14 protein-coding genes are annotated in these 14,038 nt (G+C 42.6%); all 14 read left to right on the top strand.

Going from position 1 to position 14,038, the window contains the following annotated elements; genetic code table 11:
• Positions 1–1,434 (top strand): fibronectin type III domain-containing protein (locus Q9R46_RS26485; protein WP_311282393.1); only part of this gene is annotated, 1,434 nt, incomplete at its 5' end.
• Positions 1,435–1,593: 159 nt separating this feature from the next.
• A complete protein-coding gene (locus tag Q9R46_RS26480; protein ID WP_311282392.1) occupies positions 1,594–2,001 on the top strand; it encodes a TIGR03826 family flagellar region protein in 408 nt (135 codons plus the stop codon).
• A 171-nt stretch (positions 2,002–2,172) separates the two neighbouring features.
• Positions 2,173–2,457 (top strand): flagellar biosynthesis anti-sigma factor FlgM, encoded by a 285-nt coding sequence (gene flgM, locus Q9R46_RS26475; protein ID WP_123065336.1) that lies wholly within the window; start codon positions 2,173–2,175, stop codon positions 2,455–2,457.
• Between the two features lie 11 nt (positions 2,458–2,468).
• Positions 2,469–2,972 (top strand): flagellar protein FlgN, encoded by a 504-nt coding sequence (locus Q9R46_RS26470; protein WP_145414110.1) that lies wholly within the window; start codon positions 2,469–2,471, stop codon positions 2,970–2,972.
• Between the two features lie 19 nt (positions 2,973–2,991).
• On the top strand, positions 2,992–4,536 hold the full coding sequence (gene flgK / locus Q9R46_RS26465; protein WP_311282391.1) for a flagellar hook-associated protein FlgK: 1,545 nt from the start codon (positions 2,992–2,994) through the stop codon (positions 4,534–4,536).
• A 24-nt stretch (positions 4,537–4,560) separates the two neighbouring features.
• Entirely contained in the window at positions 4,561–5,481 is a 921-nt protein-coding gene (gene flgL, locus Q9R46_RS26460) for a flagellar hook-associated protein FlgL (RefSeq protein WP_311282390.1), read from the top strand.
• A 16-nt stretch (positions 5,482–5,497) separates the two neighbouring features.
• Positions 5,498–6,067, top strand: coding sequence for a DUF6470 family protein (locus Q9R46_RS26455; RefSeq protein WP_311282389.1), 570 nt, complete (start codon positions 5,498–5,500; stop codon positions 6,065–6,067).
• 51 nt (positions 6,068–6,118) lie between these two features.
• On the top strand, positions 6,119–6,604 hold the full coding sequence (gene fliW, locus Q9R46_RS26450; protein ID WP_311282388.1) for a flagellar assembly protein FliW: 486 nt from the start codon (positions 6,119–6,121) through the stop codon (positions 6,602–6,604).
• A gap of 1 nt (position 6,605) precedes the next feature.
• Positions 6,606–6,851, top strand: coding sequence for a carbon storage regulator CsrA (gene csrA, locus Q9R46_RS26445; RefSeq protein ID WP_311282387.1), 246 nt, complete (start codon positions 6,606–6,608; stop codon positions 6,849–6,851).
• Between the two features lie 143 nt (positions 6,852–6,994).
• Positions 6,995–8,677 carry a flagellin N-terminal helical domain-containing protein gene (locus tag Q9R46_RS26440; protein ID WP_311282386.1) on the top strand — a complete coding sequence of 561 codons (1,683 nt, stop codon included), beginning with the start codon at positions 6,995–6,997 and terminating at the stop codon, positions 8,675–8,677.
• Between the two features lie 141 nt (positions 8,678–8,818).
• Positions 8,819–10,633, top strand: coding sequence for a motility associated factor glycosyltransferase family protein (locus Q9R46_RS26435; protein ID WP_311282385.1), 1,815 nt, complete (start codon positions 8,819–8,821; stop codon positions 10,631–10,633).
• Positions 10,634–10,713: 80 nt separating this feature from the next.
• Complete coding sequence (locus Q9R46_RS26430) at positions 10,714–11,718, top strand: NAD-dependent 4,6-dehydratase LegB (RefSeq protein WP_311282384.1); 1,005 nt, start codon at positions 10,714–10,716, stop codon at positions 11,716–11,718.
• Positions 11,715–12,887, top strand: coding sequence for a LegC family aminotransferase (locus tag Q9R46_RS26425; protein WP_311282383.1), 1,173 nt, complete (start codon positions 11,715–11,717; stop codon positions 12,885–12,887). The genes Q9R46_RS26430 and Q9R46_RS26425 overlap by 4 nt, the downstream gene beginning before the upstream one ends.
• Positions 12,877–14,034: a UDP-N-acetylglucosamine 2-epimerase gene (gene neuC / locus Q9R46_RS26420; RefSeq protein WP_311282382.1), complete on the top strand. Its 1,158-nt coding sequence runs from the start codon at positions 12,877–12,879 to the stop codon at positions 14,032–14,034. Before Q9R46_RS26425 ends, neuC begins: the two co-directional genes overlap by 11 nt.
• The last annotated feature ends 4 nt before the right edge of the window (positions 14,035–14,038 follow it).

Genomic DNA, 14,038 nt, shown 5'->3' with positions numbered 1-14,038 from the left:
ATTAACTCAGTGACCAATGCAACCATAGCGTTAAAATGGACAGCTGTAACAGGGGCAACCGGTTATGATCTGGAAATCGACGGTACAGTAGTAGCAACCACCGGGACTGCATATACGAAGAGCGGCCTTGCGGCGAACAGCGACCACACCTTCCGTATCCGCTCGAAGAATGCCGCGGGTGTAGGTGTGTGGAGTGACGTGGTCAGTGCAACAACACAGTTGAACACCCCTGTTCTGAAAGCCGCGTCGGAAGAAACAGCGATCAATCTGACGTGGGCAACCATTGCCAATGCAACCAAATACGAGATTGAAGCGGATGGCGCAGTCGTAGCGACGGTGGAAGAACCTAGCTATAGTCATACCTCTCTGTTGCCAGGTACAGCACATAAATATCGTATTCGCGCATTAACGGAAACAAATACAAGTGCATGGACAGCCGTTCTAACACAAAGTACAGTTCCAGGTAAAGTTGAAGGGCTATTGCTCAACACAGCAACAACTACAGCAATCTCGATCAAATGGACAGCAGCCATCGGAGCTACAGGCTATGATCTGGAAATCGACGGCACCGTTGTAGCGGTTACTGGGACAGCGTACACGAAGAGTGGTCTGGCGTCGAACACCGACCATACCTTCCGAATTCGCGCCAAAAATGCAGCCGGAATCGGTAGCTGGAGTGACATGCTGAATGCCTCTACGCAATTAAATCTGCCAACCGCTTTGAAAGGTGTGCCAGAAGAAACAGCAGTTGTTTTGACATGGACGGGGGTCGTTGGAGCAACGAAATATGAGATTGAGGCAGACGGAAACATTGTAGCTACCGTGAGCGAACCTTCTTACACTCACAGCGAGCTACTTGGTGGCACTGCTCACAAGTATCGCGTACGTGCGTTGACCGATACCAATGTGAGTGCATGGACAGCCGTGGTCTCCCAAACAACACTGCCAGGAAGTGTATCCGGTCTAACTGTCAATTCTGCAACAACCGCAGCAATTGCGCTAAAATGGAATGCGGTAAGCGGAGCAACCGGTTATGATCTTGAGATTGACGGTACAATCGTGGCAATCAATGCAGTTGCCTACACGAAGAGTGGGTTTGCACCCAATTCGGAGCACTCCTTCCGAATTCGAGCGAAAAATGCTTCCGGTGCCGGTGCATGGAGCGAAATGATTACGGGAGTAACTCAATTAAGTGTAGCGGTTCCTAAAGGGACAGTAGATCGAACAAGCATTACAATCACATGGGAAAATGTAGCTGGTGCTACATCTTATGAGATTGAAGCAGACGGACAGATTGTGGCGATTGTTAGTGATTCGGCATTTGTACATCTAGATTTATTACCGGCAAGTGTGCATAAATACCGTGTTCGGGCTTTTAATGATCAGAATACGAGTGCATGGTCTGCTGTTGTGAGTATTAGAACCTTGAATTAATGATATATCATAATTACAATTCCAGAGACGGGTTTGCGTAAACATGCATCCTGTCTCGTTTTTATTTCGTAAATAAGCTATGGACTTCATATGAGAAAATAAGGTAATGTATAGATATTATCTAGTCGGAATAGGAAGTTTGAGAGGGGAGTTTTAGCGATGAATCTAGGGAATTGTCCTCGTTGCGGCAAATTGTATGCATTGAATTTTCGTGATGTGTGCTCGAACTGTATCAAGGAAATGGAGAAGGAATACCAGATCTGTGTAGACTATTTGCGCGAGAATAAAGGCGCCAACATACAGGAATTGTCGGATGCGACAGAAGTCTCAATCAAAACCATCACGAAGTTTATCCGGGAGGGACGGATTTCCATCGAAAATGCCCCGAATATGATGTATCCTTGTGAAGTGTGCGGAATGCTGATCCGTGAAGGCCATATGTGCGATTCCTGCCGTACTCGACTAACGAAAGACTTGGCTGGGGCAGCTCGTGAAGTAGGTCAGAAGGATAACAACCAAGTAGGCGGACGAACCTACAATGCCGTCGACAAACTGCGCAATTCATAGGAACGTGGTCTTAAATACGAATAATGCTATAACAAATGTTTTGAAACGTACCGATAAACTTATTAAAGATTATCGGTTTTTTTTATTATCCTACTCATTTCGAACACATAAAGATAAAGAAAGAAATACGTATATCAACGAAAAAAACAGGTGAAAGGAAGTGCACTTCGAATGAAAATCAATGAACCGAGTCGAATTGGAGCCATCAATTCATATCAGAGGAATGTTGAATCCAATCAGCAGGCTGAGACCAAGAAAAGCCGCCGCAAGGATGAAGTATCCATTTCTCCGGAGGCGATGAAGATGCTTGAAGAACAAGGACGTACGCAAGATGCAGGACGGTTGCAACGGATTCAGGAGTTGAAAGAGCAGGTAAGCTCGGGAACATACCAGGTAGACAGTAGCAAGCTTGCTGACAAGTTGCTACCGTATTTCAAGTCATTTGATAAGGAATAGGTGATTATGTAATGGCAGCACTGGACAGATTAATTGCAGTTTTAGAGCAGATGGAGCAAAGTCACCGTGATATGCTGGCGCTCAGTCAGGTTAAACGAGAAGTTATCGTCAAAAATGATGTAGACCAGCTTATCGCTATCATGAATAAGGAATCCAAGTTTATGAAGCAGCAGGAGCCGCTGGATACAGAGCGACTACATGCTGTTCACGAACTGCTTCAGGAGCGTGGCATCAAGTCGATGCTGAACCTGAATGTTACCGAGATTTCCAAGCTGATCTTTGATCCGGCTGACAAACAGCGGTTGTTTGAAGTCCAGAAGAAGCTGGCGGGAACATTACAAGAATTGAAAGATATTAATCAACTAAATCAGAAGCTGATTGAGCAATCGTTAATGTTTATTGATCTATCGATGGACATGTTTGCTTCGAGGCCTGAACAGGATGCAACTTATCAGCATCCTGCTGATAAGCACGGCAATCCAGGACGAATCGGTCTGTTCGACACGCGTGCCTGATTAAATAGGGGGAAACCAGGTGACATCTACATTTCATTCAATCGAAACGGCTAAACGCAGTTTGTTCGCACAGACGACCGCTCTTAGCACAACGGGTCATAACGTAGCCAACGCCAATACGGAGGGGTACTCACGTCAGAAAGTGAATATGCAAGCATCCATTCCTATGGAGCCGTTTGCATTTCTGCATAGTACAGCACCAGGGCAACTCGGAACAGGGGTAGAGTTCGACTCGATTACCCGCGTTCGCGAGAAATTTCTGGATGATCAGTATCGCAATGAAAATACCAACTTCGGGAGTTGGTCCATTCAACGGGATACACTGGAGAAACTTGAGGCGATTGTCAACGAGCCTTCCAAAACAGGTTTTCGTACCGTTATGGATAATTTCTATAAATCCTGGTCAGATCTAAGTAAAAACCCGGAAGATGTTACGGCTCGCCGTATTGTTAAAGAGACTACACTCGCTCTTACCGACGCCATGAACCAGATTAGTCGCCAACTTGACTCTCTAAGTCAGGATCTGGATAGTAATATTGCGGTGAAGGGTAATGAAATTCAGGGTTACCTGGGTAACATTGCAAACCTGAACAGTGCAATCGTAAAGGTTGAATCCCTTGGCGATAACGCAAACGATTTGCGTGACCAACGTGACTTGATGGCGGACAAGCTGTCCAAAATCATGAATATTACCGTTACCGATACACCACAGGGCTACCAGATTCAGATGAATGGACAGGAGCTTGTAACGGGTGGTGCTGTTCAAGCAACAGTAGATTCAGCGTTTTTGAATAATGCCTATACAGCGGGTACACTCACCAACGGTGAAGTTCACGGTATGATCAGATCCAGAGATACGCTGGTGAGTGATTACCGTAAACAAATGGATGACTTGGCGAATACGCTGGCCAATGGAGATATTGATATTACTATACCTGCGGGTTCCGTGTTGCCGGAAAATAATTCGTTGGGTCTTACGGGCGCAGCGCGGACACTGACCAGTGATTTGAAGGTTACAGTAAAAGGGTTGAACGGATTACATCAACTGGGTTACAGCATGGATGGAACGAACAACGGAGGACTACCGTTCTTTACTGCGGCTGGAGGCGGAACTGCAATAACTGCCGGGAATATCTCCTTGAACGCTGAAATATTGGCTGATCCGAACAAAATTGCAACATCTCTGCGGACGACAACGGCTTCCGGGACGGAAACGGTGATTAAAGGGAATAACACTCTTGCAAACTTGATCGCAAACCTGAAGGATACGCCGATGAAATCCACAGACGGTTTGAGCAGTGCAACGATTGGGGCTCAATTTAGTGCCATTGTGGGGCAGTTAGGCGTTCAATCGCAAGAAGCCGCACGTCAGACATCCAACTCGGAGTTTCTGGTACAGCAAGTAGATACACGCCGTCAATCGGTGAGCGGAGTATCTCTGGACGAAGAGATGGGAAATATGATCAAATACCAGCATGCGTACAGTGCATCAGCACGTTTTATGACCACATACGATCAACTGCTAGATAAATTGATTAACTCTACGGGTATGGTAGGCAGATAATCGAAGGGAGTGACATGACAGACCATGAGAATCACAAATAATATGTTGGGTTCGCAACTGCTAATGAACCTTAATCGAAATGCTCAACAAATGAATACCACCCAGACTCAACTGGCTACGGGACGTAAAATCAACAAACCTTCGGATGATCCGGTAGGGATCACGTACTCCCTTCGTTACCGCGCTGAATTATCATCTAATGAGCAATATCAGAAAAACGTGGATAGTGCCGTTTCCTGGCTGGAATTTAATGATACTGTGCTGAATCAGGCGGGTAATGTTGTTCAGCGATTACGTGAACTGACGGTTCAAGCGACGACAGGAACCAATCCTCAGACCGCGCTCGATAGCATTAATGAAGAGGTCAAACAGCTGAAGGAACAGCTTGTCGATATTTCGAATAGTAAGCTTAATGGGAAATACATTTTTAATGGCGAGACCTATGATGTCAAACCTTATGATTTCCCATCTAATGCGGACGGCACGCTGGATACGACCAATGCTGCTTCGGTAGTGACGGACCAAGGGAAGATCAATTTCATTGTAGGTGAAAGTGTGCAACTGCCTATCAATGTAAGCGGGAATGAAGTTTTCGGTACAGCTACAGAACAAGACAATCTATTTGTGATCATGAATACGGTGATGCAAGCATTACAAGATGGAGACCAAAAAGAATTGTCTAATCAACTGGACATCATGGACTCCCGCATGGGGAAAATGTTGTCGATCCGATCCGAAATTGGAGCGAAAACCAACCGTGTTGATCTGATGATGGGGCGATTGGATGATCTGGGAATCAATTTGTCTGATCTTCAAGCCAAAGTTGAGGATGCCGACATCGCAGAATTGTCTATGAAATCTAAAATCCAGGAAAACATTTATAACGCCTCGTTGTCTGTTGGCGCCAAAATCATATCACCTTCTCTGGTGGATTTCCTGAGATAAGAGGAGTGGGTGCAGTATGAAGATCCTTCCTGTGGTGCAGATTCAGACAACCCCTTCTATATTAAATATCGATGCCGACCCTGGAAAATATTCTATCCGTCAGCCCAAAGCAGATGTACAGCTTCAGACCAAGCCGGCTAAACTGACGGTTCAGAGTCATCCCATTGAGCTTAATGTAGATCAAAGCCAAGCCTTCGCCGCCTATACAGGCGGGAATATGATTGATATGAATGCCCGAATCTACTCGGGAATCCAGCAGAACTTCCTGCAAAATCTCGCTACGCGAGTAGAACAAGGGAATCAGCTTGCTGCTATTCACAAACCGGGGAATACGATTGCGAACATTGTGGGTAGTGATTGGATGCCTCAACCGTTTCCAGAGACGAGAACTCCCGCATCTTTTGATAACGTGGAGATCCGCATCAATACAAGGCCACCTGATATCAGTTATGATCCGGCGGTCTCTGAGATGAATGTGACGGTAAACAAACCGGAGATTGAGTATCAACGAGGCAAGCTGGACATCTATGTGAAGCAATATGCATCCGTTAAATACACACCGCCAGCCATCGATATGGCGTTATAAGTTATAATGTGAGCTATAGACGGTCTCGGACGAAGCCCTCTATGGCTTTTTTTGTACAAAATCACCGCCAAGGAGGCGTTTATTATTATTATTCAGACAAGCATGTGGGGAGAAGTTGAAGTTCAGGAGAAAGAAATCTATCAATTTCCGAAAGGATTACCTGGATTTGAAGAAGAAACAGAATTTGCACTAATCCCGTGGGAAGATACACCGTTTAGTTATTTGCAATCTGTGCGTGAGAAGGAACTGTCTTTCTTGTTAGTGAGTCCTTTTACGTTTGCGCCTGACTACAGTTTTGAGTTAAGTGAAGTGGATAAGGAAGAGTTGCAGATTGACGAACAAGTCGCTGTGTTCTCTCTGGTCACCATTCATTCACAAGCCAATAAATCGACAATGAATCTCCTGGCACCAGTCGTACTTAATCCGGAAAAACAAGTGGGCAAACAAGTTGTACTTCATCAGTCTGCATATGATACACGTCACCTGATCTGGGCCGAAGAGGAAGAAGACGCGAAATCCGTGAAAGGTGGAGTGTAATATGCTCGTTTTATCCAGGAAAAAGGGTGAGTCCATTGTCATCCAGGATCAGATCGAAGTCACGGTACTTGCTGTGGAGGGGGATACCGTAAGAATCGGCATATCCGCACCGAAGCATATTGATATCTTTCGCCAAGAGATTTATGCCTCCATTCAGGACGCAAATAGGGAGTCGGCTACACCTCTGGCTGCCGATGTTGAAGCGTTCATGGAACGTCTTCGAAATAATGGATTAAAAAAAGATTAAAAATTTCCCATTTTGCTATAAACAGTTGCTCACCTCCCGTCGATATATAATTTAGACGCTGCTTCGGCAGGGCGGCCGACCTTAATGTCGCGGCGTTTACCACAAGGATGTGGAACTAACTTATTTCAGGGAGGAAACACTCAATGATTATCAACCACAATATTCCGGCGTTGAATACTCACCGCCAATTGTCCATCAACACTGGTAACACTAACAAAAACATCGAAAAATTGTCTTCTGGTCTTCGTATCAACCGTGCTGGTGACGATGCTGCCGGTTTGGCAATTTCCGAAAAAATGCGCGGCCAAATCCGTGGTTTGGACCAAGCTTCCCGTAACGCTCAAGATGGTATCTCTTTGATCCAAACGGCTGAGGGTGCATTGAACGAAACTCACTCCATCCTGCAACGTATGCGTGAGATTTCCAACCAATCCGCGAACGGTACAAATACAGATTCCGACCGTCAAGCTTTGCAAGACGAAATGAACCAATTGACTTCAGAAGTTAACCGTATCGGTAACACTACTGAGTTCAATACTCAAAAGTTGCTGAATGGTGGTATTGGTTCAAGCGATAGCGAAAAGCTGACACAAGCTACAAATGCTAAAAAAGCAATGAGCACTGCAATTGCTGGAGGTGCTGTTGCTCTTGGAGCAGGTGCGAAACTTACTATCGACGACAAAACGTTTGTTCTCTCGTCTGTAACAGTTGGTACGGCTACTACTACTGCAGCAGAGAACGCTAAAGCATTGAAAACAGCATTGGATGCCACTACATCTGGTGGAGTTAAATTGTCTGACCTGGTAGACATCAAAGTGGGCGCATCAGGTGATAAGCTTGAGTTTACTGCTAAGTCTTCTGGTGCAAAAAGTAACTTGGAGTTCGTTGGTGCTACAGCTCTGGGAGCGAGTGTTGCGACTTCAATTAAAGTCAAAGGTGACCCTTCGACTGTAGAGCGTGCAGGACTTCAAGGTGCTACTGCTCTTACTGCTGCAGCTGTGTCCATTGCTTCTGGTGCAACAATCAAGTTCACCATTGGTTCTGAGAGTGAAGTAACCGTTAACTTGAACTCTGGTACTACTGCAAAAACATATGATACAACTAATGCTGATGCTAACGTAGCTAAAGCAGCTATGGAATCACTCGTTAAAGATTTGAATGCATCTCTGCAAGCAGCTGGAATGGACAGCAAAGTTACAGCTTCTTTGTCTAAAGATAACAAACTTCAGTTCCTTTCCGAAACAGGTAAGGATATTCAATTGGGTGCAGGTACTAACGCACTGGGTCTGGGTATCGCAAGTACTGCAACGATTGGTAACGTTGAACAAGTCGTTGGTGCTGGTGCACAAGGTGTAGGCTTCTCTACGAAGTTCCAAATTGGTGCAAACACAGGTCAATCGATGTCCTTGCAAATTAACGATGTTCGTGCAGCAGCATTGGGTATCACGGGTAATGCTGGACAAGCTGGTTTCACGAAAGATAACAACGTTACTAACGGTTCTAACGATATTAAAGGCGAAGCTGCTTTGAACATCTCCACTCGTGAAGACGCTTCTAAAGCAATCGCAGTTCTGGACAAAGCAACTTCCCTGGTTTCCAGCGAACGTGCTAAACTGGGTGCTGTACAAAACCGTTTGGAGCACACAATCAACAACTTGGGAACAGCTTCCGAGAACCTGACAGCTGCTGAATCCCGTATCCGTGACGTTGACATGGCGAAAGAAATGATGAGCCAAACGAAGAACAACATCTTGGCTCAAGCAGCTCAAGCTATGTTGGCTCAAGCAAATCAACAACCACAAGGCGTACTGCAATTGTTGAGATAATTAATGCTTTAACAGAAGTCTGTATTAAGATGATTTCTAATCAATTCAAGAAAGCCCCACTTGGTGGGGCTTTCTTGCTATACTAGGTGCTGTAGCGAATCTCTGGTTATTAAGAAAATTATGTATAAGGGAGCAAGCACAATGGAGTTAATGGATCGGAATATTGAGATTCTATCAGCTGACGCCGATCACTGGATTGGAATGCCTGATGAAAGTGAGTTAGAACAAATATCCTTTGAAGTGGATAGTAACGGGAATGAAATATTCGTTAATGGAGAGAGGTTGTTTATTTTAAAAAATGAATTCGATGATTCCAATCAACCAAATCCATTAAAACGGGAACTGATTTTTGTTCTAGGGATTTATTCTATAGAAGAAATTCAAAAACTTATTACATTGATGGGCGATGATTCTTTGTTAGTCATCATTGAACCTAATCTCCCCTTGTTTAGCTATTCGTTGCAAGAGAAGGATCTTTCTTTCCTTCAAAGACCGGGGGCGGTTTTATTTGCTGACAAAATAAGTAATCTATCTCGATTTTTAGATAAATATCTATTAACTAATGCAATTTTCTATGTGAAGACGATCAAATTTTATTTTACTCATATGTATCGTGAACAAGATCTTCAGTCCAGTTTGGCTGTGGTTAAAATAATTAAAGAGTCCGTAAACTATAAAACAATGTTGTACGGTAACTCTGTAGAAGATAGTTTGATCGGATTTAAAAATCATATGAAAAACCTTAAGCATCTTACTCGTTCGAAAGATGTTTCACTACTAAAGAATATAATGCGTAACGTGCCAGCTGTAGTCGTGGCTGCCGGTCCGTCTTTAAATAAAAATATCAATCACTTACATGTCTTGAAAGATAAAGTCGTTATTATTGCTGTGGATACCATTGCTCAACGTCTTTGTGATGAAGGGATTATTCCTGACTTTATATGTTCGGTAGAACGCGGAATAGAGACCTATACTTATTTCTATGAAGGTAAGAAGTATCCTGTTGAATCAACACTTGTTGGTCCTCTAGTTCTGTACCCTAATATTTTGGAAGAGTTCCCTGGTAAACTTGTTATACCTATGCGTGAAAATGTAGGAGAGTTTATATGGTTAAAAGAAGTCTTGGGGTTAGGGAACGATAGCTCTATAAGTATCGGTCTATCTTGTGCTCATGTAGCTTTTGGTGTTGCTGAGCACATTGGAGCTTCTCCAATCATATTGTTGGGGCAGGATCTGGCTTACGGGGAAACGGTTGGAGAGACGCATGCTGGAGGCACGATCTATGATGACAAAGATTTAACAAGTAGCATGTACTCCTCATTTGACCTCTTGGAAACCGATGGTTATTACGGAGGGAAAGTTGCTACCACAGAAATTTGGAATACATTTCGAACATGGTTTGAAATGGAAATCACTGACAAGAAATTGCATGTAATTAATTCCACAGAAGGCGGAGCCAAAATTGCATATACTGAACAGTTAAGTTTAGAAGAGGTTGGGAAGAGGTACTGTCACGCTAAGATAAGACCTATGACAGAACTTTTACAAGAAATTTCGAACTATCCTCTTGAGAAGCAGCAACTAAAGGAAATTATGAGAGAACAGTATAGACATTTTTTGGATATTAAACTTCAGTTCGAGAAACAACAAAAACAAGTTAGACGTGTTAAAATAAATGAGAATTCTTCTGAAGCCGAATTGAAAGAAGCGCTGAAGAAGATTGATCGAACGGAAGACTTTTTTTTGCTAGTATTGGACAATTGGCTAATGCGTCATTGTTTACAGCCAGCGATGAGAACTTCTGTATGGAACTTATACACTATAGAGCGAGTGATTACAGCCAGTAATGTTATTAAAGCACAAGAGGTTAATCTTGGGTTTTTAGATGTCGCGGTGTATACCTTAAACGAAATTACTTCCTTACTAGCAGAAACGGCTGAAAGCTTGGGAGAGTAACATTGCTTTATTAAAACCTCACTATATTGCGAGAGATATACTTTTCTAAAAAGGTGCTGTAAAAACATTTTCTGTAAAGGATGATTCTGTTGAAAATTTTGGTTACAGGTGCTGATGGATTCATTGGCTCTCATTTAACCGAAGAACTTGTCAAAAGGGGATATAACGTTAAAGCGTTTGTTAACTATAACTCCTTCAACTCGTGGGGATGGTTAGATCAAAGCTCAATGGATGTTAAATCACAGCTTGAGGTATTTGCAGGAGATATCAGGGATCCTTTTGGTGTCAAACAGGCGATGGTTGGATGTACTCACGTCTTGCACCTGGCAGCATTAATCGCGATTCCCTATTCATATCATTCACCATCCACATATATTGATACGAATATTGTGGGCACCTTAAATATCGTGCAGGCTGCTAAAGAGTTAAATGTGGATAAAGTCGTACACACTTCGACTAGTGAAGTTTACGGTACAGCGTTGTATGTTCCAATCGACGAAGATCATCCGCTTCAAGGACAATCCCCTTACTCTGCATCGAAAATTGGCGCAGATCAAATGGCATTGTCATTTTATCGTTCATTTGAAACTCCAATTTCCGTAATACGACCATTTAATACGTATGGACCACGTCAGTCTGCTCGTGCAGTTATTCCTACTATTATTAGTCAGATTGCAAATGGAATTCATAATATTAAGCTTGGCTCGGTTACTCCAACACGTGATTTCAATTATGTGGAAGATACAGTGAATGGATTTATCTCTGTTATGGAATCGGATCAATCCATTGGAGAAGTGATTAATATTGGATCTAACTATGAAGTTTCCATAGGTGAGACAGCCGATACTATTGCCGACATCATGGGTGTAAAGTTAGTGATAGAGACTGATGAAGATCGTCTTAGACCTGAAAAAAGTGAAGTGGAGCGACTCTGGTGTAACAATCAGAAGGCAAAAGACTTATTGGGGTGGCAACCGATGTTCGGGCAAAAAGAGGGCTTTCGTAGAGGGTTACAAGCAACAATTAATTGGTTTACTGACGAAGATAATTTATCAAGATATAAAGCTGAAGTGTACAACTTATGAATAATAAACAATGGATGGAATTAGCCACGTTAATAAAAGCTGAATATCAAAAAGAAGTGGTCGGACTCCATGAGCCGACCTTTAATCATAAAGAGGTTGAATATGTAACGGATTGTATTAAATCTGGATGGGTATCCTCTGTTGGTTCTTATGTTAATCGTTTCGAGGAAGAATTAGCTCGTTTCGTGGGTGTGAAGCGAGCAGTAGCTGTCGTAAATGGGACAGCAGCATTGCATATCTCTCTAAAGCTTGTTGGCGTGGTAGAAGAGGATGAAGTTCTCATTCCTTCTTTGACTTTTGTTGCAACTGCCAATGCTGTAACTTACATTCGGGCTATTCCCCATTTTGTTGATGTGAATAGAGAGTCACTAGGAATAGATCCAATGAAACTGGAAGGATACTTGGAGTCTATTGGGGAATTGCGGCAGGGGGAGTTGTATAACAAAAATACAAACCGTCGAATTAAAGCGCTGGTACCCATGCATACTTTTGGTCATCCTTGTATGATGGATGAGTTGATTTCAGTGTGTGAGAAGTTCAATCTTGAACTTGTGGAAGATGCAGCTGAGTCATTAGGTAGCTACTATAAAGAAAAACATACTGGGAGTTTTGGACGGGTTAGTGCTGTTAGCTTTAATGGGAATAAGATCATCACAACTGGTGGAGGTGGAGCCATCCTAACGGATGATGAGATCTTGGCGGATTATGCTAAACATTTGACTACCACGGCAAAAGTTCCACATCAATGGATGTATCTGCATGATGAGATCGGTTTTAACTATCGAATGCCTAATCTAAATGCAGCACTAGGATGCGCCCAATTAGAGAAGCTTCCTTCTTTTATTGAGTCTAAGCGTAAATTAGCAGAAACCTATTCTCTCTGGCTCGAAGAGATTGAAGGGGTTCGATTATTTAAAGAAATTTCAATCGCAAGAAGTAACTATTGGTTACAAACGATGCTTATAGAAGACAAGAATCATAAAGAAGAAATTCTTGAATTCTTAAATGGGCAGGGAGTAATGTGTCGTCCTGTCTGGAGCCCTTTGCACACATTGAAGATGTATCAATCATGTCCTAGAAGCGATCTTAGTGAAACAGAGTATTTAAATGCAGTTATAATTAGTATGCCCAGCACACCATTAAGTGAGGTATCTACCGTTGAATCGTAAAATCTGTGTTGTTACTGGGACTAGAGCAGAGTACGGGTTGTTACACCACCTGATGAAGCGAATAATTCATGAGCCTGGACTTGAGCTAAAACTTATAGTCACGGGGATGCATCTGTCCCCTGAGTTTGGTCTAACGTACAAGGAAATTGAAGAAGATGGTTTTGTTATAGATGAAAAGATTGAGATGTTGATCTCTGGAGATTCAACGACAGCGATAACGAAATCAGTAGGATTGGGTGTTATTTCATTTGCAGATGCACTTGAAAGAATCAAACCTGATATTCTATTAGTCTTAGGTGACCGTTTTGAAATTTTTGCAGTAACTCAGGCCGCTATGATTATGAGGATTCCAATAGCTCATATCCATGGGGGGGAATTGACTCAAGGAGCTATAGATGATGCCATCCGTCATTCTATAACCAAAATGGCACATTTTCATTTTACTGCTTCTGAGGAATATAAAAATCGTGTAATTCAATTGGGCGAACAGCCGGAGACCGTTTATAATGTTGGAGCATTAGGAATAGAAGGTATACGAAAAACAAAATGTATGGATATAGTAGAATTGTCTGATAGTATTCATTTTCAATTAGAAAAATTTTTTCTAGTTACGTTGCATCCAACTACTTTGGAAGGCAGTTCTTCTGAGATGCAAATTCAAAATCTGCTTAAGGCCTTGGATCAATATCCTGATTATCAAATCCTGTTTACGAAAACAAATGCCGACACCGATGGGCGGATTATAAATAAATATATTGAGGATTACGTTGAGCGGAATCCGGACCGTACAAGAGTCTATACCTCGCTTGGACAAGTTAGATACTTGAACGCTGTTCGCCATTGTGAAATGGTGATTGGTAATTCTTCTAGTGGACTTTTAGAAAGTCCAGTTTTTGAGAAACCAACTATAAATATAGGAATACGTCAACAAGGTAGGCTCAAAGCTGCATCTGTCATTGATTGTTCCTTTTCAGTAGATGATATAAAGGCTGCAATATTAAAAGGCCTCTCAGCTTCTTTCAAAGAAGAGATCAAGAGCGCCCCTTTGTTATATGGTGAAGGTAATACTTCAGAAAAAATAGTCCTGATCTTAAAAGAAAGTAAGCTTGGTAACATAATTTTGAAAAAATTCTATGATTTTAAATAATATG

Source organism: Paenibacillus sp. RRE4 (genome assembly GCF_031844205.1).
Taxonomy (GTDB): Bacteria; Bacillota; Bacilli; order Paenibacillales; family Paenibacillaceae; genus Paenibacillus; species Paenibacillus xylanexedens_B.
This window is presented reverse-complemented; position numbering and strand designations above follow the sequence as displayed.

What these genes read in the sequence shown, in the direction of transcription:
- Q9R46_RS26480 (WP_311282392.1), top strand. Translation starts at nt 1,594, where the DNA reads ATGAATCTAGGGAATTGTCCTCGTTGCGGCAAATTGTATGCATTGAAT.
- flgM (WP_123065336.1), top strand. Translation starts at nt 2,173, where the DNA reads ATGAAAATCAATGAACCGAGTCGAATTGGAGCCATCAATTCATATCAG.
- Q9R46_RS26470 (WP_145414110.1), top strand. Translation starts at nt 2,469, where the DNA reads ATGGCAGCACTGGACAGATTAATTGCAGTTTTAGAGCAGATGGAGCAA.
- flgL (WP_311282390.1), top strand. Translation starts at nt 4,561, where the DNA reads ATGAGAATCACAAATAATATGTTGGGTTCGCAACTGCTAATGAACCTT.
- Q9R46_RS26455 (WP_311282389.1), top strand. Translation starts at nt 5,498, where the DNA reads ATGAAGATCCTTCCTGTGGTGCAGATTCAGACAACCCCTTCTATATTA.
- csrA (WP_311282387.1), top strand. Translation starts at nt 6,606, where the DNA reads ATGCTCGTTTTATCCAGGAAAAAGGGTGAGTCCATTGTCATCCAGGAT.
- Q9R46_RS26440 (WP_311282386.1), top strand. Translation starts at nt 6,995, where the DNA reads ATGATTATCAACCACAATATTCCGGCGTTGAATACTCACCGCCAATTG.
- Q9R46_RS26435 (WP_311282385.1), top strand. Translation starts at nt 8,819, where the DNA reads ATGGAGTTAATGGATCGGAATATTGAGATTCTATCAGCTGACGCCGAT.
- Q9R46_RS26430 (WP_311282384.1), top strand. Translation starts at nt 10,714, where the DNA reads ATGATTCTGTTGAAAATTTTGGTTACAGGTGCTGATGGATTCATTGGC.
- Q9R46_RS26425 (WP_311282383.1), top strand. Translation starts at nt 11,715, where the DNA reads ATGAATAATAAACAATGGATGGAATTAGCCACGTTAATAAAAGCTGAA.